Origin of the sequence: Acidovorax sp. K2F (assembly GCF_025246485.1) — a bacterium.
Lineage (GTDB): Bacteria > Pseudomonadota > Gammaproteobacteria > Burkholderiales > Burkholderiaceae_C > Acidovorax > Acidovorax delafieldii.
Genome location: NZ_JAOBSQ010000041.1, coordinates 173,237 through 193,408 on the forward strand (window position 1 = coordinate 173,237; position 20,172 = coordinate 193,408).

The 20,172-nt window shown below is 65.9% G+C and carries 18 protein-coding genes; 1 reads left to right on the forward strand and 17 read right to left on the reverse strand.

The window, feature by feature from the left end; translation table 11 throughout:
* Positions 1-43: 43 nt before the first annotated feature.
* From N4G42_RS16435 to N4G42_RS16455, 6 genes are read right to left on the reverse strand one after another with little or no spacing between them, the layout of a single operon-like run.
* The gene (locus N4G42_RS16435; protein WP_260667920.1) at positions 44-1,606 is read right to left on the reverse strand and encodes a cryptochrome/photolyase family protein; all 1,563 of its coding nucleotides are present in this window, start codon (positions 1,604-1,606) and stop codon (positions 44-46) included.
* Entirely contained in the window at positions 1,603-2,919 is a 1,317-nt protein-coding gene (locus tag N4G42_RS16440) for a DASH family cryptochrome (RefSeq protein WP_313771919.1), read from the reverse strand. Before N4G42_RS16440 ends, N4G42_RS16435 begins: the two co-directional genes overlap by 4 nt.
* Positions 2,916-3,089, reverse strand: a complete 174-nt coding sequence (locus N4G42_RS25590; protein WP_099730703.1) for a DUF2256 domain-containing protein — start codon at positions 3,087-3,089, stop codon at positions 2,916-2,918. Before N4G42_RS25590 ends, N4G42_RS16440 begins: the two co-directional genes overlap by 4 nt.
* A gap of 3 nt (positions 3,090-3,092) precedes the next feature.
* Positions 3,093-4,664, reverse strand: a complete 1,572-nt coding sequence (locus tag N4G42_RS16445; protein WP_260667921.1) for a cryptochrome/deoxyribodipyrimidine photo-lyase family protein — start codon at positions 4,662-4,664, stop codon at positions 3,093-3,095.
* Positions 4,665-4,687: 23 nt separating this feature from the next.
* The gene (locus tag N4G42_RS16450) at positions 4,688-5,695 is read right to left on the reverse strand and encodes an NAD(P)/FAD-dependent oxidoreductase (RefSeq protein ID WP_260667922.1); all 1,008 of its coding nucleotides are present in this window, start codon (positions 5,693-5,695) and stop codon (positions 4,688-4,690) included.
* Between the two features lie 11 nt (positions 5,696-5,706).
* Positions 5,707-6,273 carry a lipocalin family protein gene (locus N4G42_RS16455; protein ID WP_260667923.1) on the reverse strand — a complete coding sequence of 189 codons (567 nt, stop codon included), beginning with the start codon at positions 6,271-6,273 and terminating at the stop codon, positions 5,707-5,709.
* A gap of 116 nt (positions 6,274-6,389) precedes the next feature.
* Here N4G42_RS16455 and N4G42_RS16460 point away from each other — a divergent pair, with 116 nt between their 5' ends.
* Positions 6,390-6,632 (forward strand): glutaredoxin family protein, encoded by a 243-nt coding sequence (locus N4G42_RS16460; protein ID WP_260667924.1) that lies wholly within the window; start codon positions 6,390-6,392, stop codon positions 6,630-6,632.
* A 169-nt stretch (positions 6,633-6,801) separates the two neighbouring features.
* On the opposite strand, the gene N4G42_RS16465 is transcribed toward N4G42_RS16460, so the two are convergent.
* The 11 genes from N4G42_RS16465 to N4G42_RS16515 form a co-directional block, all read right to left on the reverse strand.
* Entirely contained in the window at positions 6,802-7,269 is a 468-nt protein-coding gene (locus tag N4G42_RS16465; protein WP_260667925.1) for a DM13 domain-containing protein, read from the reverse strand.
* Positions 7,270-7,310: 41 nt separating this feature from the next.
* The gene (locus N4G42_RS16470; RefSeq protein WP_260667926.1) at positions 7,311-8,177 is read right to left on the reverse strand and encodes an alpha/beta fold hydrolase; all 867 of its coding nucleotides are present in this window, start codon (positions 8,175-8,177) and stop codon (positions 7,311-7,313) included.
* A 48-nt stretch (positions 8,178-8,225) separates the two neighbouring features.
* Complete coding sequence (locus N4G42_RS16475) at positions 8,226-9,392, reverse strand: ABC transporter substrate-binding protein (protein WP_056064584.1); 1,167 nt, start codon at positions 9,390-9,392, stop codon at positions 8,226-8,228.
* Between the two features lie 99 nt (positions 9,393-9,491).
* A complete protein-coding gene (locus N4G42_RS16480; protein ID WP_260667927.1) occupies positions 9,492-11,648 on the reverse strand; it encodes a D-(-)-3-hydroxybutyrate oligomer hydrolase in 2,157 nt (718 codons plus the stop codon).
* 92 nt (positions 11,649-11,740) lie between these two features.
* Positions 11,741-12,814 (reverse strand): branched-chain amino acid ABC transporter permease, encoded by a 1,074-nt coding sequence (locus tag N4G42_RS16485; protein ID WP_056640192.1) that lies wholly within the window; start codon positions 12,812-12,814, stop codon positions 11,741-11,743.
* A gap of 16 nt (positions 12,815-12,830) precedes the next feature.
* Entirely contained in the window at positions 12,831-13,817 is a 987-nt protein-coding gene (locus tag N4G42_RS16490) for a branched-chain amino acid ABC transporter permease (protein ID WP_056064590.1), read from the reverse strand.
* Between the two features lie 115 nt (positions 13,818-13,932).
* Entirely contained in the window at positions 13,933-14,670 is a 738-nt protein-coding gene (locus tag N4G42_RS16495) for an ABC transporter ATP-binding protein (protein WP_099730711.1), read from the reverse strand.
* Positions 14,667-15,449, reverse strand: coding sequence for an ABC transporter ATP-binding protein (locus tag N4G42_RS16500; protein ID WP_260667928.1), 783 nt, complete (start codon positions 15,447-15,449; stop codon positions 14,667-14,669). Before N4G42_RS16500 ends, N4G42_RS16495 begins: the two co-directional genes overlap by 4 nt.
* An 82-nt stretch (positions 15,450-15,531) precedes the next feature.
* Positions 15,532-17,016: a PHB depolymerase family esterase gene (locus N4G42_RS16505; protein WP_260667929.1), complete on the reverse strand. Its 1,485-nt coding sequence runs from the start codon at positions 17,014-17,016 to the stop codon at positions 15,532-15,534.
* Positions 17,017-17,209: 193 nt separating this feature from the next.
* Complete coding sequence (locus N4G42_RS16510; RefSeq protein ID WP_056064604.1) at positions 17,210-18,403, reverse strand: substrate-binding domain-containing protein; 1,194 nt, start codon at positions 18,401-18,403, stop codon at positions 17,210-17,212.
* 151 nt (positions 18,404-18,554) lie between these two features.
* Complete coding sequence (locus N4G42_RS16515) at positions 18,555-20,072, reverse strand: sigma-54-dependent Fis family transcriptional regulator (RefSeq protein WP_260667930.1); 1,518 nt, start codon at positions 20,070-20,072, stop codon at positions 18,555-18,557.
* Between the last annotated feature and the right edge of the window lie 100 nt (positions 20,073-20,172).

Here is a 20,172-nt window from a genome sequence, read left to right on the forward strand (position 1 = left end):
CGGTCCTGCGGTGAGGGTATCGTTGGGTGGTTCGGCAAGCGGGCTACAGCGCATCCAGCCGCGTGCGCAGGCTCGCCGCATGCTCGCGCAGCGCATCGAGCTGCGGGCCCTGCATCTTCTGCAACTGGCGGAACACCATGCCAAGGCGGAAGTTGTTGCCCAGCGTGCCTTCGTTGCGCGCAAAAAAGTCCCAGTACAGCGCGTTGTACGGGCACGCCCTCTCACCGACTTTTTGTTTTTTGTCGTAGTGGCATCCGCTGCAGTAGTCGCTCATGCGGTCGATGTAGGCAGCGCTACTCACATAGGGTTTGGTGGCCAGCAAGCCGCCGTCGGCGAACTGGCTCATGCCCACGGTGTTGGGCACTTCCACCCATTCAAAGGCGTCGATGTACACGCCCAGGTACCAGCGGTGCACGGCGGCAGGGTCGAGCCCCGCCAGCAGCGCAAAGTTGCCTATGACCATGAGGCGCTGGATGTGGTGCGCATATGCATGCTCCAGCGACTGGCCTACGGCGTGCTGCATGCAGCGCATGCGGGTGTTGCCCGTCCAGAACCACTCCGGCAGCGGCGTGCTGTGGCCCAGGGCGTTGCGCTCGTCGTAACCGGGCATGTGGGCCCAGTAGATGCCGCGCACATATTCGCGCCAGCCGAGGATCTGACGGATGAAGCCCTCCACCGCTGGCAGGGGCGCTGCGCCTGCGTGGTACGCAGCAGCGGCGCGTTGCACCACCTCGTGCGGGCGCAGCATTTTGGTGTTGAGCGCGAAAGACAGCAGCGAGTGAAAGAGCCGCGCGCTCTTTGTGCTCATGGCGTCTTCATACGCGCCAAAGTGCGGCAGCGTGGTGGTGATGAAGTGATCGAGCCACGCCAGTGCCTCGGCCCGGTTCAGCGGCCAGCGCAGCGCGCGGGCCTGCGGGTTGCCAAAGCTTTGCACGCCCGCGGCCTGGATGGTAGCCCACAGTGCGCTGTGGTCGTGCGTGGGGCGGGCATCGGGCGGCAGCACGGGTGTGCCGGGCCAGGGCTTGCGGTTGTCGTGGTCGTAGTTCCACTGCCCACCTTCAGGCTCACCCGCTGCGTCGATCAGCACGCTGTGGCGCTGGCGCATGCGACGATAGAAGTGCTCCATGAGCCACTGTTTGTGGCCTTGGAACACCTCGGCCATTTCGGTGCGGGTGGTATAGAAGTGTTCGCTGCTGACGGCCTGCACGGCAAAGGCTTGCTCTGCACCCCAGGTGCGCAGCTGCTCGTCCAGCCGCCATTCGTCGGGGTGCTGGTATTGCAGCGTGTGCGCACCGTAGTGGGCCATGAGGGCGGCCAGGTTGTCGGGCACCGACTGGCGGTTGCTAGCGTCGTCAATCGCCACGTAGCGCACACGGTGCCCGGCCTCGCGCAGGTGGCGGGCCAGGTCGCGCATGGCGGCAAAAATGGCGAGGATCTTTTGCGCGTGGTGCAGCACATAGTCGGTCTCTTGCCGCACTTCCATCAGCACGTAGACCACGCCGTCGTCCTGCGTGGCAAACCACGAGTGTTCGGGGTTGAGCTGGTCGCCCAGCAGCAGGCGCAGGGTGTGGGCACGCTGTAGGGTGGAGGGTTGTGGCGTGGTCATGCCGTGCCCCACATGCGGCGGTAGCTGCCGTCGGCATCGTGGTCTTGTGCCTGCTTGATGGGGTTGAAGCGACGCCCCCCGCGCGGGTCGGTGCCGCGCCCGGCGATGTAGAGCCAGTTGGCCTGGTTGCTGTACACGTCGTAGTCCACCAATTGCGATTCAAACCACGCCGCGCCCGCGCGCCAGTCGCCGCGCAGGTCGTAGATGAGGTAGCTGGCCACCACCTGGCGCAGGCGGTTGCTGAGGTAGCCGGTGGCAGCCAGCTCGCGCATGGCGGCATCGACCAGGGGCTGGCCCGTATCGCCCCGGCACCAGCGATCAAAACCGCGCGGGTTGTGCGGGGCGGGCGGCAGTTCTGACAGCCCGCGCGCCCGGTACAGCGCTGCACCGTATTGCAGGTGCAGCAGCCGGAAGTAATCGCGCCACAGCAGCTCAAACCACAGCCAGTAGGTACCGTCATTGGCGCCGTGGTCGCGCTCGAAATTTTTCAGATCGGCATAGATCTGGCGCGGAGACAGCGCGCCCGTAGCCAACCAGGGCGAGAACTTGCTGGAGTAATTCAGCCCCGTGAGCCCGTTGCGCGTGTCCTTGTAGCTGTGGGGCAACTTGCGGGCCAGGTACTGCGCCAGGTGGGCCAGCGCAGCGGCCTCGCTGCCATCACAGGCAGCGGTACCGTAGGGGAAGGACGAGCGGGCATCGCTGCCCTGCGGCGGCGCGGGTTGCAGGATGGCTGCGGTGCCCTGCTCTGCGCCCACGGCCTGCAGCACATGCGCGGGCACATCGGGTGGCGGGGGCAGTTTGGTCGGTAGCGGCAATGGTGCGGCGGGGGTAATGCCCGCACGCTCTACCTTCTGGCGAAAGCTGGTGAACACGCCGGGCAACTGGTCCACCGGCCAGGGCATGCGCGCCGGAGGCAGCAAGCTGCTGTGCCACACGGTACGCACCTGCAAGCCAGCGGCGCGCAGTGCGGCCACCTCGGCCTGTTCGTACGGGGCCGCAATGTCTTCACACACCACGGTGGTGGCACCCACGGCCTGGGCCAGTTGCAGCAAGGCGGTGGCAGGCGGGGCCTGGCAGATGAGCAGTGGGTTGCCCAGCGCGCTCGTTTGTTGATGCAGCCCGCGCAGCGCAGCGGCAGTGAAGGCGCGGCGGTGCGCACCCACGCGGGCAAAGCCCCAAGGTGTGGATTCATCCGGCGCGGGCAGGCACACCACGGGCAGCAGGTGCGTGGCACCGCTGGTGAGGGCTACACGCAGCGCGGGTTGGTCGTGCAGGCGCAGGTCGTTACGAAACCAGAACAGCACAGCGCTCATGCAGCGCCCTCCCCTGCGGCCTTGTCGGTGCGTTTGCGTTCGCTGCGGCAGCGGTCGGAGCAGTACTTCACCTCGTCCCACACCTTCTCCCACTTCTTGCGCCAGGTGAAGGGCAGGCCGCAGTGTTGGCAGGTCTTTTGCGGCAGGTCGGATTTTTTGCGCATGCGCATGGTTCAAAAGTCCAGGGTTTGCTGCTGGGGGTGCTGGGCGGCGTTGCGTGCGTGGGCCTGGGCACGCGCCTGCGCGCTGCCGCCATCGCGAAACTGGCGGGAGCCGTGCTTTTCCACAATCGCGGCCTGGGCGGCGCGCACGGAGGGTTGGGCGCGCAGGCTGTGCACGCGTGCCTTGGCGGTGCGGGTGGCGGTGTCCAGGTCTACCAGGGGCGCGGCAATGTCGTGGCCCACGCGCACGCCGCAGCGAGTCTGCACATCGGGCGGCATGCGCCAGGGCTCCAGCAGCCAGGCATCGGGCACGCGGCGCAAGGCGGGTAGCCACTGGCGCACAAAGTGGCCGTGGGGGTCGTGGTCTTGCGCCTGCTTGATGGGGTTGTAGACGCGGGTGGTATTGATGCCCGTGGTGCCCGCCTGCATTTGCATCTGGCTCCAGTGGATGCCGGGCTCGTAGTCGAGAAACTGGCGGGCCAGCCATTCACCCACAGGCCGCCAGTGCAGCCACAGCGGGTACGAGGCCACCGACACCAGCATGGCGCGCATGCGGAAGTTGACCCACCCCGTCTCGCGCAGCATCGCCACGCAGGCATCCACCATGGGCCAGCCGGTGCGCCCGGCCACCAGGGCCTCGAAGTGAGCGGTGTTCCATTCCGCTTCGCGCAGGCCGTTGTAGCCCCGGTGCAGGTTGTGGTGCTCCAGCGCGGGTTCCGATTCAAGCTTCTGGATGAAATGGCAATGCCAGTGCAGGCGGCTCATGAAGGCCGTCAGGCCTTTGCGCTGCCACGCAGCTCCAAAGTCGGTGCTGGCCTTGAGTTGCTGCTGGCGCCGCTGGGTGGCCTGCACCACCTCGCGCATGCCCAGGCAACCCAAGGCCAGGTAGGGCGACAGGCGCGAGCAGGCGCTGGGCGCAGTCAGCGGCGACGAAATGCCGCCCCGGTAGCCCTGGCTGCGCTCCGCCAAAAAGTCTTGCAGCACGCGCAGGCCTTCTTTGCGCCCCCCGCGCTGGCGCTGGGGTGGGTCATGCGCGGGCAGGCCCAGTTCAGCCCCGCTGGGCCAGGGCTGTGCAGGCCACGGCAACGTACGGGCCTGCAAGAGATCAGGCCCGGGGGCGAGCACCACCGGTGCGTGCATGTGGGCCTGCCAGTGTCCCTGCCAATCATCGCGTGAACGCAGGCGACGCACCACGCCGTGCTGCGGCCATTCGCGCCATGCCACGCCCTGCGTGCGGCACCACCGGCCCACGGCCAAGTCGCGGGAATAGGTGTGGGCGTTGCCGGTTTCTTCGTGCGCCACAAGAGTGTGGAACGGGGCCAGTGCATGCAGGCGGGCCAGTACGTCCACCATCTCGCCCACTGCCACCTGCAGCGTGGCGCCGCGCCGTTGCAGGGCCAGGGCCAGGTCGTGCAGGCTTTCTTGCAGAAAGTGATAGTGCTGCAGGGCGACATCAGGCTGCGCGCACAGGCTGGGCTCGACGACATACAGACACAGCACCGGGCCCTGGGCGGCGGCGTGCCGCAGCGGGGCGTGGTCGTGCACACGCAAGTCGCGCTTGAACCAGACCACGGTGTAGCTCATGGCACAAGCCCTGTGCGCACAGATCAGGCGGCTGCGACCTGTCGCGCCAGCGCCAGGCCGCTGAGCCAGGCGCCCTCGACCTTGCCGCCATTCAGCCAGTCACCACACAGCCCCAGGCGGGCATTGGCGTCCCACCAGCAGCCCAGGGTCAGTGCGGGTTCGGTATCCGCATAGCGCCAACGGTGCGCCGTGGCAGCCAGGGGTGTGGGGCCGCCCAGGGCCGCAAAGGCGGCGAGCAAGGCAGCGGTGACGCTGTCCGCGCTGTCTTCAATATGCGCCTCGCTCCACTCGGCACTGGCGTGCAAAAGCCACGTTTCTGGCCCGGTACGGCCGGGCTTGCTGCTATCGCGTGCCACCCAGCGCAGCGGGCCGGTGTTGACGAAAGCGCCGTCCCACGGCAAGGCCACAGGCGAGGCATAACGCAACATGACGGCCCAGCTGCCCCGCATGCGGGCACTGCCTGCGACCGCAGCGCCGGCGGGGGCCACCTGGGTCAACAGCGGCGCCACCTGAGGCGCGGGCACAGCCAACAGCACAGCGCGGTAGCGCTGCGCATGCAGCCCCTGCTCTGCGCAAGTGATGGCCCATCCTTCGGGGTGCCGCTCCAGCCGCTGCACGGTGGTCTGCCACTGGGTGTGGGCGCGCTCGCCGGCCTGTGCCAGGCCCTGCACCAGCCAAGCAGCGGGCGATGTCATGCGCGGTGTACCCACAAAACGCTCAAGGGGCGTGTGCGGGGTGGTCCAGCCAGTGCCATCAAAACTTGCCAGGCGTGCACCCCACGGGGCGGCCACACCGGCCTGCTGCCACCGGGCAACTTCTGAGCGAAAAGCGGCGTCACGTGCGGTGAAATACTGCGCGCCGTGGTCGCACTGCCAGGGGCCGCTTTGGTCCTCCGCGCGCCGAGTACTCATGCGGCCCGACGGCCCCCGACTCTTGTCGAAAACATGCACCGTATGTCCCGCCTGCAGCAGCGCCTGCGCACACGACAGGCCCGCCAGACCTGCACCGATGACGGCGACGGGTTGTGACATCGTCAAAACACTCATGGCTGCGGGTCGGTGCGTTCTTGGGCTACCCAGATCAGCGCCTGGGTATCGATGCCCAATGCCTGTGCGCGGGCCAAAAGTTGCTCGCGCACAGCAGGCTGCAGCTGCTTCGTCCGTGACAGGATCCAGCAGTAGCTACGGTCCGGACCCACCACCAGCGCCCATTGGTAATCGGCATCCAGCGCGGCCACGTGGTAGCCGCCGTAGAACGGGCCAAAGAACGAGACCTTGAGCGAGGCGGTGTGAGTGTCGCCGGTGAACTTGGCTTTGCCCTCCGCCTGGCGCCAATCGCCCTTGCCCGTATCGAAACCGCGGTTGAGCACACGCACGCTGCCATCTGCCTGGCGCTGGTAGGTGGCGCTCACGTCCGTCATGCCGCGCTCGAAAGAATGGTCCAGCCGCGCCACCTCGTACCAGCGGCCTTCGTACCGGGCCAGATCAAACGGGGTGACGGGGGTGACACCGGGAGGCGGCGAGGTGGATGAGCAGCCCACCAAGGCCAACACAAAAGCTGCCGCAAAAAGCAGCACCGAACGGCGGACCCAAGGAAATAGCGGAGTCATAAATTACCAATCAGTCACAAAACAAACCGAATAGTAAACCACTCCGCTGCAGCAACGGTACAAGCCTGAGGTCGGCGCGGTCTCATGACCCACTCCACGCCCCGTAAACTCGCACCATGACCCTTCAAATCACCGTGTATTCCAAGTCTGCCTGCCCGCAGTGCGAGTCGGCCAAGATGCTCCTCAAATCCCGTTCCCTGCCCTACGAAGAAATCAAGATCGATGACGAAGCCGAGCGCCTGGCGTTCTATGCCAAGTGCGGGCCATCGGTGCGGCAGATGCCACAAATTTTCATCAATGACCAGCGTGTGGGCGGACTCGCCGGGTTGCAAGCCGCGCTGGCGCAGCTGGGCACCTGAACGCCTTTTCAGACATCAGCGGGGAGTGCAATCGGGGTGCATGGATGCCCTGGACACCCCGGATGGGCTGATGCATATGCCAACAGCCGGGGCGCCCATTCCCCCTTCGTGACTCCACGCCTTCCGTCAGAGCACTTGCACACACCCGGTAAAACCTTGAACAGTCGTTCTACCGGTACTGCGCGGCCGTGATGAACTGGCCGAAGGTCTCACACCACACGATCACGGTGTTGAACCGTGCGGGGTCCACGCCCTGCGGCACCGGAACGATGAAGTTGTTAAACGTCTTCACATCCCCCACCCGCAGCATTTGTGGCTTGAGGCGCTGAAAGTCAGCCTCTGTCTCCACAAACGAAGGCGACAGGTACAGCTTGTAGTCGGGCCCCGGTGCCAACTTGCCTGCCAGGCTGATGGCTTGCGGGCCAATGGACACCACGCCCTCGCCCCAGTGCAGGGCGTCGCTGTCCTTCAGGTCGCGGCGAAAGGTGGCTTTCCATGCTGCCGTGGGCAGGCTTGCCTGCACCTCCTGCAGCGTAGGGGCTGCGGGCGCGATCAGGATCGGCAACCAGTACACACCTGCAGCGAACCCCACAGCCAGGGTGAGCAAATGCGAGGCGATCAACAAGAACGGTTTCATGGCGGTAGGCAACAGTTGGAGCCAATGTACCGCCAGTCGCGTCACCCCGCCCGAGCCAAAAACCCGTCTACCAGTGCGTAATGCTCGGGCACGTTCAGTGCTGGCGCATGGCCGCAACCGGGCACCTCGACCACCTGGGCCAGCCCCCGGGCACCCGGGCCGCGCGTGAGCATTTCGGCGGTGACATCGGGGAGCACCAGGTCAGACTCCGCCCCGCGCAGGCACAGCACCGGAATGCTGAGCGCGTCGTAGTGGTCCCAGATCAGGTAGTCATTGGCATGGTGCGTGAACTGCTGCACCATGGCGGGGTCGTAGTGCGGCGTCACACGTCCGTCGGCAAGGCGGCGCGTGCTGCTCTCGGTCAGCAGACGCCACTGCGCGTCGCTCAGCCATCCGTAGGGCTTGTACACCTGCCTGAAGAACGCCTCCAACTCCATCACCGTATCGAACGCGGGTGGGTGGCCCGCGTAGGCCTTGATGCGCTCCAGCGCGGCATCGGCCAGGCGCGGTGCGTTGTCGTTGAGCAGCAGGCTGGTGATGCGGCCCTTGAGCTGCGGCTCGAACAGACCCGATGCGCACACCGTGCCGATGGCTCCACCCATCGACGTGCCCACCCAGTGCGCTTTCTCGATCCCCAACTGGTCAAACAGGCTGGCCGCAATGCGCGCGTAGAACAACAGGCGATACTCGTCCTGCGGCGCGCGCGCCCACTGGCTCAGGCCCCGGCCCAGGGTGTCGGGGCAGATCACGCGGTAGCGCGGTGCCAGGTGCGCGGCCAGCTCGTCCATGTCGCGCCCGGTGCGCGCAAGGCCATGCCATGCAATCACCACGGGCGCGTCACGCGCACCCCACTCCATGTAGTGGATTTCATAGCCAGCACAGGCGGCGTAGTGCGAGGTGGGGGACATGATGGCGACCTTGTGGAACAGAGAAGAAAAAAGTGAAGCGTCGGCGGCTCACTTCATGAGGCGGCCGTTGCTGCCGATGACGGTAACCTCGACATAGCGCGAGCCGATGCGGTTGGTGGGCGAATAGCCCAGCGTGATGCCGCCGAGGTCATAGCTTTGCAATGACTCCAGCGCCTTCACCACCTTGGCGCGTGTGGGCGCAGGCCCGGCGCGGCGCAGGGCCTCGACCAGCACCTTGGCGCCCAAAAACTGCTCGAAGCTGGTGTAGTTGACCTCGGCCTCAGGCGCGTACTTCTTCAGCAACGTCTGGTACTCGCGCACCACGGGCAGTTGCGGGCGGTAGGGGTACGGCACCACCTGACTGATGCCCAGGCCGTGGGCGTTCTTCAGGCCCGCGAGCTTGACCAGCTCCGTCGGGTCCACCACCGAGATGTTGTACAGCTGCGCGCCGCCGCCCTGCTCGCGGTAGCGCTGGATGAAGGCCGCCGCAGGCTTGTTCACCGCGATCATGATGACCGCATGTACATCGGCGGCCTTGATGGCCTTGACGGCGTCATCCACCTTGTCGGTATTGCGCTCATAGCCCGCTGACACCACGAGCTTGAGGCCACGCTTGGCCAGTGCCGCCTCCACGCCCGCCAGGCCCGCCTTGCCGAATCCGTCATCCTGGTACATCACGGCCACGCGGTTCATGCCCAGGGTGGTGAGCTGCTGCACCATGTGCTCGGTTTCGTCCACATAACCCGCACGCACATGAAAGATCCAGGGGTTGAACGGGCTGCGCAACGACTCGCCACCGGTGTACGGCGCCACCAGCGCGGCGCCGCCCTGCTCCAGCACGCCATCGGACAGCAGCTGGGTGATGTTGGCCGTGCCTGCAAAGCCGTAGAGCGCCACCACCTCGGGCTTGGCCAGCAGCTCGCGGGTGCGGGCCACCGTGTCTGCCACCTTGTAGCCATCGTCGGCCACCGCCTGGCGAATGCTGGCGCCGTGCACGCCACCCTGTGCATTGACCCAGTCAAAATAAATCTTGCCGCCCAGCACCATCTGCGCGCCGGTGCTGGCCAGCACGCCAGACAGCGGGGCCACCTGCCCCACCACCACATCGGCAGCCCTCGCTGGCACCGAAACGCCTGCGGCCAGTGCCACCATCAGCGCGCCACTCCACCTAAGGGCGGCCGACGCGCGGCGTGCCCAACTCTTCACAGTGTTCATTGGTTCCATCCTTGTGATGACTGCGCATGGATTGGCCCGGGGACATGCACCGGCAGTGCACGAGTCCCGGGCTTCCACATAGGTCGTTCAGCGTCCCGGTCAGTCGGGGATGGAAATGGCGCCCGCCGTGATGGCAATGGCGTTGGCGGCAGCGGGCGTGGCGGCCAGCGGCGGCACGTTGGCGGCGGTGATGGCCGGGGCGCTGCCCGGTGTGCCGCCACGTGGCACCGTGCGCACCACCTGGCTGGCGGGCAGCGCCTTGCCGTTGGCGAGGTGGTCGTACACGGCGTCGAGCGCATGGTTCAGGTACACGTGCAGCGGTACGTAGCGGCTGTCATAACCCGGCAGCACGGTGGGCAAGCCGATGAAGCTGTCGAAGTGCTGGGCATTGGCCACTTCCACATAGCTGAGCTTGCTGGCGGCGCCTTCGACCTTCTTGTTCAGCGCAGCGTACGGGCGCGAGGTGTGGCTCACGGGTAGCAGTGCATCGGCACGGCCATGCACGATCACGGCGGGCTTGCCGCGCAGGTTGCCGTTGCGGCGGGTTTCGTCCACACCGGCCTGCAGCTTCTTGGCCGCAGCGTCGTTGCCGGTGACGAGGTTGCGCAGGCACAGCGCACCGCTCAGGTTCCAGTCGGCCACGCCAGCGTCCGACACCGACAGAAAGTCGCGTGCCGGGCCCAGCTTGCCCAGGTTGTTGACCAGATTGATGCCGCCCGATGGGGGCACGCCATTGCCCGTGGCAAACATGCCAGCGAGGGCTGCGGGGGCCAGTGTTGTCACCGCGCCCGTAGCCGCCGTGGCCGCGTAGCTGAAGCCGCACAGGTGGTCCTTGACGCTGGCGCGCGACAGGCTGTTGGCGAACGTGACGGCCACCGCCGGAGCGACTTCAAAAGCAGCCAGCGATGCATGCAGGTCGTTGGACTCCGGCTCCCAGCCGTAGGCGCGCAGCTTTTGCAAAGCCTCTTCGGCCTGCGTGGCCGTGGTGGAGGCCGTGAGCAGGCCCGCTGTCTTGAGCGAAGCGCAGCGATTGGGCGCAATGGGCAGGGCCGCACTGCCAAAGCCCGCTGCAAAAGCGGCCGCGTAGGGGCTGGTGCTGACCGACGGCGCCAGCGATGCGCAGGCCTGGTAGAGGTTGGCGTAGGTCGTGAAGTCCACCAGCGTCTTGCCAGTGACGGCCACATCGGCGCTGCCACGGCGCACCGTGATGCCGGGGTTGGCGGGCATCTCGATGGCAGGCTCGGACACGGCCACGCCGCTGATGAGGCCCTGGGTGTCCAGCTCGGCCGCAGCAATCGCGGAGCCGCCACCGTTCGAGATGCTGGATGCAATCACGATGGTGTTGGCCGGGGTCAGCATCTTCAGGCGCTGGCCCGCCGCATCGGTGGCGCCGTAACGCTGGTTGAGCACGTAGTAGCCAAACTCCACCGCCTGCAGGGTGGTGGTGCCCCAGTCCTTCTCGGCATTCTGACCCGAGTGCGCGTGTTTGAAGGCAAAGCGGTTGGGTGTGGCGGTGTTGAAGGCCGCCAGCTCGGTAGCGGTGAGCCCTGCGTTGAAGGCCGCCGCCTTGCCCGCTGCCGTGGCCGTGGTGCGGGTGCCGTCGATCAGCGGCACGGTGTCGTTCTGCAGGTCGTGCGGCGCGCCGCCCGTGCCCTTGTCGGAGTACGCCACGGCGCAGCCCTTCTTCAGGCCCCACTCGCCCGTGGAGATGCCGCCGTAAACACCGCGCGACCCCGAAGCCGTGGCGGTGATCATGCAGGGCTTCTTGGGGTCGAAGCTGGCAGGCACCTGCACCATGAGGGTGACGTTCTTGCGGCCCGTGCCGTCGTCGGCGAACGCGATGTATTCGGTGCCCGCCACCTTGCCTTCGCCGGTGGTGACCTTGCCCTGCGCATCCACATTGGGGCCATACAGCGTGCCGTAGCCGCCGGCCGCCGTCATGTCGAGCATGGCGCGGTAGTTGGTGTGGATGGCGGTGCGGCGCAGCTCGGCTGCGGTGGGCTTGAGCGGGTCGGCATAGGCCGGTGGCACGGCCGCCGCTAGCCCCGTGGCGCCCAGGCCAGCCGTCAGCAGGTCGTTGCTGGTGCCGTCGTACGTGATCTCGCTGATGGCGCCCAGGTAGGTGGGCTTGGTGTTGAGTGCGGCGCTGTCGCCATCACTGCCGCCGCAGGCAGTCAACACCGCAGCGGCCAGCACTGCGGGAACGAACGGACGAGAAAAGGGACGAAAACGCGGGTTCTTCATGCTCATCTTCATGTGCTTGTCTCCTGGAGTTTTTTCTTTACGTCTTGTTGCACAGCTCACCCACACACCCAGGCCACGCCAGTCACCCGGCGCGGCTGGGCCACTCACCCCACCTTGCGCGCAGCTGCCGCGCGCAGGCGCCCCACCACACCGGTGGGGAAGTAGTAAACGGACAGAACGAACAGCACGCCCAGCCACAGCAGCCAGCGGTCGGGCGACAGCAGGGCGGACAGCCAGGGCAGGCCCGACGTGGCCTCACTGCCCAGGCGCAGCAGATCCTGCAGGTAGCTTTGCGCCACCAGAAAGAGCACGGCACCAATGGCCGAGCCGTAGATGGTGCCCATGCCGCCGATCACCACGATGAGCAGGCAGTCCATCATGATTTCGAAGCTGAGCGAGGTGTCCGGCCCGTTGTAGCGCAGCCAGAGCGCCAGCATGGCGCCTGCCATGGTGGCAAACAGCGCCGACAGCACGCTGGACGTGGTGCGATACACCACCACGCGGTAGCCAATGGCCTCGGCGCGGAACTCGTTCTCGCGGATGGCCTGCAGCACGCGGCCGAAGGGCGAGTTGACGATGCGCAGCAGCGCCAGCACCAGCGCCACGGCCGTGACGAAGAGCAGGTAGTAGCAGATCAGCCGCCCGTCGATGCTCACGCCCAGGAACGGGTCGTCAAACGGCTCGAAGCTGGGCGACAGGAACTCGGGCACCTTGAAGGTCAGGCCGTCTTCTCCGCCGGTGATGTCCGACAGCTGCGATGCCAGCGTCTGGAACGCAGCCGCCACGGCCAGCGTGATCATCGCAAAGAAGATGGCCCGCACGCGCAGCGAGAAGAGCCCCACCGCCAGCGACAGCAGCAGCGAGAGCACCAGCGCCCCGGCCAGCCCCACCAGCAGCGCAGACCAGGTGGGCCCCATGCGCGTGGTGGCCACGGCGATGCCATAGGCACCAATGCCAAAGAACATGGTGTGCGCAAAGCTCACGATGCCGGTGTAGCCCAAGAGCAGATCGAAGCTGGCGACCAGCACCACAAAGATCAGCACCTTGGCCGCCACGGACAGCGCCTTGACGCCAGGGAAGAGGAAAGGTGCAAAAGCAAGGCCAACAAAGATGGCCACCAGAATCACCGCCAGCACCTTGCTGCGCGGATAGTCGCCGGAGAGAAGTCGGTTCAGCATGTCAGTCGGCTCCTCATCAGCGGTTGGCCACGGGATAGACGCCCTGCGGGCGCCACAAGAGAATGGCCACCATCAACGCGATGTTGGAGAACAGCGCCACCTTGGGCACCAGGAAGCCGGTGTAGTTGGCCATCAGCCCCACCAGCAGCGCGCCGATGAGCGCGCCACCGGTGCTGCCCAGGCCGCCGATGATGATCACGATGAAGATCAGCACGTTGACCTGCGCGCCCATCTGGGGCACCACGTTCTGCTGGTACAGGCCCCACATCACACCGCCCAGGCCCGCCAGGGCCGAGCCCACCACGAACACGCCCACAAACAGGCGGCGGATGCGGTAGCCAAGGGACTCGACCATCTCGCGGTCCTGCACGCCGGCGCGGATCAGCAGGCCGACCTTGGTGCGCGACAGCGTCCAGGCCAGCACGCCAAACACCAGCAGGCCCACGGCCACCGCGACGAGGCGGTATTTTTCGATGGCAGCATCGCCCACCAGCAGCGAGCCGCGCATGCCCTCGGGCAATGGCAGCGGAATCTGCGCAGGTCCCCAGATGACCTTGATGAGCTCTTCACCAATGATCATGCCGCCCATGGTGATGAGGATCTGCTTCAGGTGCTGTCCATACACCGGCCGCACGATGAAGCGCTCGAACGCCAGGCCCACGGCCCCTGCCACTGCCATGGCCACCACCATGGCGGGCAGCACGGCCATCAGGTTGCGCCACAGCTCGGCACTCTGGGTGTAGTCGCCCATCGCGCCCAGCACGCTGGTGGCCACAAACGCACCCAGCGCAATGAACACGCCATGGCCAAAGTTCAGCACGTCCATCAGGCCAAAAACCAGCGTGAGGCCTGAGGCAATGATGAAGATGATCATGCCCATGGCCAGCCCCGCCACCGTGAGCGTGAGCCAGGTGCTGGGCGAGCCGATGAACGGCAGCACCAGCAGCGCAAGCGCCGGCACCAGTGCCAGGGGCTTCCAGTCGAAATCGCGGGTGACGCTCATGCCCGACCTCCAGCGGCAGCCGCCGCACTACGCACATCAGCTACACATTTGATAGCTAACAGGACAATAGATACCTGCGCTACCGCCCGAAAACATCTGAAATTGCTCACACAACTCATAGCGCCAACCCCAGCAGCGAGCGCTGCAGTTCTTCGTCTTGCGCCAGCGCGGCCATGCTGCCCGCATGCACCACCTGGCCGTTGTCCATCACCGCCACGGTGTCACCCAGCCGCTTGGCAAAGTTGATGTTCTGCTCGACCAGCAGGATGGTCACGCCGCTCTTCTTGAGCTGGTCGAACGCATCGATCATGTTGTTGATGATGGCGGGCGCGAGGCCCTTGCTGGGCTCATCCACGATGAGCAGGTCGCGCGGCTCGACGATGGCGCGGCTCACGGCCACCATCTGCTTTTGGCCGCCGCTGAGCTTGCCGGCGGGGTGGTTCCAGAACTTCTCCACGGCGGGGAAGAGCTTGAAGATCCACTGCAAGCGCGCCTCATCCATCTGCGCGGCGTTGCGGGCACTGCGTGCGGCCAGCAGCATGTTTTCCTTCACCGTGAGGTCGGCAAAGATGCCCATGTTCTCGGGCACATAGGCGATGTTCAGGCCCGCGATGGCAGGCGTATTCATCGCGGTGATGTCTTTGCCACCAAAGTGGATGGAACCCTGCGACGCATGCCACAGGCCCATGATGGTGCGCAGCGTGGTCGTCTTGCCTGCGCCGTTGCGGCCCAGCAGCATGGTGAGCTGCCCTTTGGGCACAGCCAGGTCAACGCCGTGCAGGATGTGGTACGCCCCGATGTGCGTGTGCACACCCTTGAGTTCGAGCAGGTTGGTCGTTGGTGTCGTGCTCATGCGGCCTCCTGCTCTGCGTCCTTGGAGACGCCCAGGTAAGCCTCTTGCACCACGGGCGATGCGATCACCTCGGCTGGCGGGCCATCGGCCACCAGCGTGCCGTTGGTCAGCACGATGATGCGGTCGGCCAGCTCGCGCACCACGTCCATCTTGTGCTCCACCAGCAGGATGATCTTGGTCTTGTCCTTCTTCAGCTCGCGGATCAGGTTCAGGATCACGGGCGCCTCGTCGTGGCTCATGCCGGCCGTGGGCTCGTCGAACATGTAGACCTGCGGCTCCAGCGCCATGAGCAACGCCACTTCGAGCTTGCGCTGGTCGCCGTGTGGCAGGCTGGCCACGGGAGTGTCGGCCCGGTCGGTCATGGCCACGGCCTGCAGGATCACGCGGGCGCGCTGGGTCAGCGCGCTGTGGTCGCTCCAGATGCTCCACAGGTTCATGCCCCGGCGGTGCTTGCCCTCCTGCGTGGCCTGCACGGCCAGGCGCACGTTCTCCAGCACGCTGAGGTTGGGGAACAGGTTGGTGAGCTGGAACGCCCGGCCCAGGCCCGCGTGGGTGCGTGCCGAGACGGACTGGCCCGTGAGGTCCTGCCCGCCCAGCGTGACGCTGCCGCTGGTGGCCTTGAGTTGCCCCGAGATCAGGTTGAAGTAGGTGGTCTTGCCCGCGCCGTTGGGGCCCACGATGGCGGTCAGGGTGCCGGGCTCGAACGAGCAGGTCACGCCGTTGACCGCCACGTGGCCGCCAAAGCGGATGGTCAAGTCCTTGGTGGCCAAGGTGCTCATGGGTGGGGGTTCACTTTCACGGTCTGAGTCAATCGATGGAATGGGTGGGGCGCCCTGCCCTGCGGCAGCGCGCCCCGGCACTTTAGGGGCAGGTGCCGATCACGTAGTAGTTGGTGCTGGTCTGCTTCAAGGTGTTGGTGACGAACACGTTCCACAGGCCCATGCTCTGGTTGGAGCCCAGCGCATAGGTGTAGCCCCCGGCGGCGTACGCGCGCCCGGCCAGGGTGTGTGCATAGTTGCTGGCGGTGGTGCAGGTGGCCGTGCCGCCGCCCGATGCGGCCAGCGTGGTGCCCGAAGCTGCGGCCGATGTGGCGCCCTCGGCCCCGTTGGCATCGGCCGCGCGCACCGTCCAGCTGTAGGTGGTGGACGCGGCCAGGCCGGTGTCGGTGTAGCTGGTGGCAGTCACAGGCAGCGCGTTGACCTTGTTGGCGTTGCGGTACACGTTGTAGCTGGTCGCGCCCGTGACGGCAGCCCAGCCGATGGCCATGCTGCTGGCCGTGGCGCCCGAGGTGCTCACGCCCGTGGGGGCTGGCAGGGCCACAGGGTCGGGGGGCGTGGTGCCACCCGTGCCGCTGGAGACGCGGTCCACCATGGCCTTGACGGCCGCCATTTGCGGGCCCGACTTCTCGGAATAGTTGGCGCTGTCATAGCCCCACCAGTCCCAGCAGCTGTTGGTGGCTGCGGTGCTGGTCTGCGGGTACAGCATCACGATGTTGTTGGTGTCAGCCCAGCGGTTGTAGCCGGTGTTGCGCACGTATTGCTGCTGCACATCGCTGATGTTCTGCTTGCAGCCATGCAGCACCACATGCAGCTTGCAGGTGGCCGTGCCGCCCGCCTGGCAGGCCTGGGGCACATAGGCCCAGCCCGTGGTGGCCATGCCATGGTTGGTGATGAACTCGCTCTGGTTGAACTCGATGTAATTGCCGGTGGGCAGAGTGGCGTTGTTGCGGGCGTTCAACGTGCCGTACAGATGCTGCAGCATGGCACCAGCCAGGTCGAAGTTGCAGTCGCTGATGTAGGGCGCGCCCTTGGTGGAGCAGGCGTTGCCGTAGTCGTCCGTCACCATGGCGTGTTCGGCAGCAATGTCCTTCTTGTAGACCACATTGGCGGCGGGCACGAAGCTGTTGTAGTAGGTGCGCAGTGCGTCCATCACGCCGGTCTTGACCACACTGTCGAGCGAGCCCGAGAACAGGTAGACCTTGGAGTTCTGCAGGTTGGCCACGGGGTCGATCACGCCCTGGCTGGCCCAGGTGTTGGTGGTGCTCACCAGCGTGCTGGTGGGGATGCTGGCGGGGCTGGCCATGCAGCGCCCCGTGGCGTTGACGATGGACCCTTCGGCGCAATAGAACGGGCCGCCCGCCACCACGCCAGCGCCTTTGGCAAACGTTGCCGAGTACGCCACGTGCAGCTGCACGGCCATGAAGCCGCCCGAGGACAGGCCCGATACCGTGGTCTGTGTCTTGTCGATCTTGAGTGCTGGCAGGTTGACGGCAGCGTGAACACTGCCCACGCCACACAGTGCCATCGCAGCCCCTGCTGCTGCCGCCCGGATGAAATTGAAAGCCATGTTGTCTTGTCTCCAAATAATTTTTGAGAAAAACCGACCCAGCCCCCGTGTACACCCGGGGGTTCATGCATCAATTCACTGGAAAAAGAGGGGCGGCCGCCCCTGCGGGATGGACCCCGAAGGAGCAGGACGGTGATCCTGTCCGACGGGCCTCGCTAACTCGCCAACTCGCTAGCGGAGTCGAAAGACCGGCTTATCGCTTGTTGCGAATCGGCACGTTCATTTCTTCAGGCTTGATCTCGCGCACCAGCTCGGGCACGCCCCAGGCAAAGGCCGGGTCCACCTTGATCTTGAAGTGGTACATGCTCTGCATGGCCTGGTGGTCTTCCTTGCGGAAGGTCATCTTGCCCTTGGGTGTCTCGAAGCTCATGCCCTCCATGGTCTTGATGAGCTTGTTGGTGTTGGTGTCGCCGTTCGTGGCCTTGAGAGCGGTGACCAGCGCCATGGCAGAGCTGAAACCGCCGGCCGTGAAGAAGTCTGGCGGGGTCTTGAACTCCTTGTAGTGCGCAGCCACCATGGCTTCGTTCACGGGATTCTTGGGGATACCGAAGTAGTAGTAGGTCGCGCCTTCCATGCCGGGGAAGTTCTTGTAGGCCGCCATGGCAGGCAGGATATTGCCGCCGGTGGCGATCTCGATGCCATAGCGCTTGAGGTCCATGTCAGCGATCTTGAACGGGTTGCCTGCACCGGCCCAGATGATGAAGATGACTTTGCGGCCGGGCACGTCCTTGAGCTTGTCGATCAGGCGCTGGGCACCGGCGGTGAAGTCGGTGGTGGTGGTGGGCAGGTATTCCTCGTGCACCAGCTTGGCGTTCTTGAGCGCGTCCTTGAAGGCCTTCACGCCATCGCGGCCGAAGGCATAGTCCTGCGCCAGCGTGGCCACCGTCACGCCCGCCTTGTCGATGGCCACGGCGTTGGAGATCGCGTCCTGGCTGCTGTTGCGGCCGGTGCGAAAGATGTACTTGTTCCACTTGTCGCCGGTGATGGCGTCGGCCACGGCGGGCTCCACCAGCAGGATCTTCTTGTATTCCTCGGCCACGGGCAGCAGGGCCAGGGCAACGCCGCTGGAGGTGGGGCCGACGGCAATGTCGGCCTTGTCATCCGAGTAGGCCGAGGCCAGCAGGCTCTTGCCCAGGTCAGGCTTGCCCTGGTCGTCCTTCTCGATCACGACGAGCTTCTTGCCATTGACGGTCATGCTGCCGCCGGTGGCGTAGTTCAGGCCCATCATCAGGCCGGTCTGGGTCTGCTTGCCATAGGCCTCCAGCGGACCCGTCTTGCTGTACACGTGGGCAATGCGGATTTCACCGGTCTGCGCGAACGCGGGGGCAGAAAGTGCGGCGGCGGTAACGGCTGCGGAAGCGAGGGCGACCAGAGTGCGACGGTGCATGGCGATGTCTCCTGTTGTGATGTTTCTTTATTGCACAGTCTGTGCCAGCAGCCAAGTGCTTGATTTCAAAGATACTTTTGCTGACACCCTGGCGACACTGCCTGATTTCAATACACATTGAATGTCTAATTTTTAGACATTTGCCTGATTTTTATTCAGGGTTTTCCAGACGTCCATAGAGCGTGGCGCGCGAGATGCCCAGCTGGCGAGCAGTGGCCAGCTTGTTGCCGCCATGGGCTTTGAGCGCAGCCGCGATGGCCTTGCGCTCCAGCTCCGCCACCTGCTCGGCCAGCGGGCGCAGGTATCGGCTTTCGTCCTCGGCGTCGGCGTCGGCGGCGTGGCCTGGGTCCTGCACCGGGGCGGGGGCGGCGGGCTCCACGCCCGCCTCGCGCAGGATGCGTTCGAGCTGCGCGGCGTCGATGGACTGCGAGTCGCTGCGCATTACCGCCTGCTCCAGCACATTGCGCAGCTCGCGGATGTTGCCGCGCCAGGGCTGACCCGCCAGCAGGGCCATCGCATCGGGCAGCAACTCGGGCGGCGCGGTGCCATTGCGCAGGGCCAGGTCTTCGCCCAATGCTTCGACCAAGGCAGGAATGTCGCTGCGCCGCACGCGCAGCGGCGGCACACGCACCGGCAGCACATGCAGGCGGTAGAACAAATCCTCGCGGAATTTGCCCTCGCGCACCAGGGACGCCAAATCGCGCGATGTCGCGGCCAGGATGCGCACATTGAAGGGCACGAGCTTGTTGCTGCCCAGCGGTTCGATCTCGCCCTCTTGCAGCGCCCGCAGCAGCTTGGCCTGCAGGCTTTGGGGCATGTCGCCGATTTCGTCGAGGAACAGCGTGCCGCCATCGGCCAGCTTGAACTTGCCGTCGCGGCCCTTGCGGTCGGCGCCGGTGTAGGCGCCAGGCGCCACGCCGAAGAACTCGGCCTCGAGCAGCGTGTCGGGCACGGCGGCGATGTTGACGCTGACGAACGGGCCACTGGCGCGGCTGGACGCTGCGTGGATCGCGTGGGCCAGAAGCTCCTTGCCGGTCCCCGTCTCGCCCAGCAGCAGCACGGGGCTGCTCGACTGCGCTGCACGGCGCGCCTGGCGCTTGACCTCGGCTGCCGCGGGGCTGGAACCGATGAAGCTGGCAAAGGTGTACTTGGACCGCCGCTCGCCGTCGCCCGCCACCGCCAGGCTGCGGCGGCGCTGGCTGGCCAGCTCGCGCCGGGCGTCATCGAGATCGCGCTGCAACAGCGCAAACTTGCTGATGAGGGGCTGCAGCGTGGTCTCGGGATGGTCGAACAGCACGATGCCAATGGCGCCGATCACTCGGTCCGCGTCGTCGCGCAGCGGAATGCGGCTGACCACGAAGGTGCCCGCCTTGTTGGTCAGCAGGTCGATCAGCACGGGCTGGCCCGTTTCGAGCACGCGGCGCATCTGTGTGTTGGGGATGACCTCTTCCACCGTGCGGCCCACGAACTGGTCCACCGACGAAAAACCCAGGTCCGGCAGAAAGCGCTGATAGCCCTCATTCACCCACACGATGCGCCCACTGCGATCCACCAGGAACATGCCCTGGCTGACGCTGGAGAACAGCTGGAACATGGAGCGTGCCGCCAGTTCCAGAATGCCCTGGGCATCCAGCGGCAGTGCGGGGGCGTCATCAGCGAGCAAGGGCATCCGCGGATGGTAGCGCGCTGGCGGGGCGCAGGATCTGTCCCCCACAGGCAGCAGACGCCCGGCATAGAGCCATGGCGCTACAAATTAGATAGCTACCTAG

Excerpts from the sequence above, each read along its gene's own strand:
- N4G42_RS16440 (WP_313771919.1), bottom strand. The coding sequence starts at position 2,919 with ATGAGCGCTGTGCTGTTCTGGTTTCGTAACGACCTGCGCCTGCACGAC.
- N4G42_RS16470 (WP_260667926.1), bottom strand. The coding sequence starts at position 8,177 with ATGTCCCCCACCTCGCACTACGCCGCCTGTGCTGGCTATGAAATCCAC.
- N4G42_RS16515 (WP_260667930.1), bottom strand. The coding sequence starts at position 20,072 with ATGCCCTTGCTCGCTGATGACGCCCCCGCACTGCCGCTGGATGCCCAG.
- N4G42_RS16500 (WP_260667928.1), bottom strand. The coding sequence starts at position 15,449 with ATGAGCACCTTGGCCACCAAGGACTTGACCATCCGCTTTGGCGGCCAC.
- N4G42_RS16455 (WP_260667923.1), bottom strand. The coding sequence starts at position 6,273 with ATGACTCCGCTATTTCCTTGGGTCCGCCGTTCGGTGCTGCTTTTTGCG.
- N4G42_RS16485 (WP_056640192.1), bottom strand. The coding sequence starts at position 12,814 with ATGCTGAACCGACTTCTCTCCGGCGACTATCCGCGCAGCAAGGTGCTG.
- N4G42_RS25590 (WP_099730703.1), bottom strand. The coding sequence starts at position 3,089 with ATGCGCATGCGCAAAAAATCCGACCTGCCGCAAAAGACCTGCCAACAC.
- N4G42_RS16445 (WP_260667921.1), bottom strand. The coding sequence starts at position 4,664 with ATGAGCTACACCGTGGTCTGGTTCAAGCGCGACTTGCGTGTGCACGAC.
- N4G42_RS16495 (WP_099730711.1), bottom strand. The coding sequence starts at position 14,670 with ATGAGCACGACACCAACGACCAACCTGCTCGAACTCAAGGGTGTGCAC.
- N4G42_RS16465 (WP_260667925.1), bottom strand. The coding sequence starts at position 7,269 with ATGAAACCGTTCTTGTTGATCGCCTCGCATTTGCTCACCCTGGCTGTG.
- N4G42_RS16510 (WP_056064604.1), bottom strand. The coding sequence starts at position 18,403 with ATGCACCGTCGCACTCTGGTCGCCCTCGCTTCCGCAGCCGTTACCGCC.
- N4G42_RS16505 (WP_260667929.1), bottom strand. The coding sequence starts at position 17,016 with ATGGCTTTCAATTTCATCCGGGCGGCAGCAGCAGGGGCTGCGATGGCA.
- N4G42_RS16480 (WP_260667927.1), bottom strand. The coding sequence starts at position 11,648 with ATGAAGATGAGCATGAAGAACCCGCGTTTTCGTCCCTTTTCTCGTCCG.
- N4G42_RS16490 (WP_056064590.1), bottom strand. The coding sequence starts at position 13,817 with ATGAGCGTCACCCGCGATTTCGACTGGAAGCCCCTGGCACTGGTGCCG.
- N4G42_RS16460 (WP_260667924.1), top strand. The coding sequence starts at position 6,390 with ATGACCCTTCAAATCACCGTGTATTCCAAGTCTGCCTGCCCGCAGTGC.
- N4G42_RS16475 (WP_056064584.1), bottom strand. The coding sequence starts at position 9,392 with ATGAACACTGTGAAGAGTTGGGCACGCCGCGCGTCGGCCGCCCTTAGG.
- N4G42_RS16450 (WP_260667922.1), bottom strand. The coding sequence starts at position 5,695 with ATGTCACAACCCGTCGCCGTCATCGGTGCAGGTCTGGCGGGCCTGTCG.
- N4G42_RS16435 (WP_260667920.1), bottom strand. The coding sequence starts at position 1,606 with ATGACCACGCCACAACCCTCCACCCTACAGCGTGCCCACACCCTGCGC.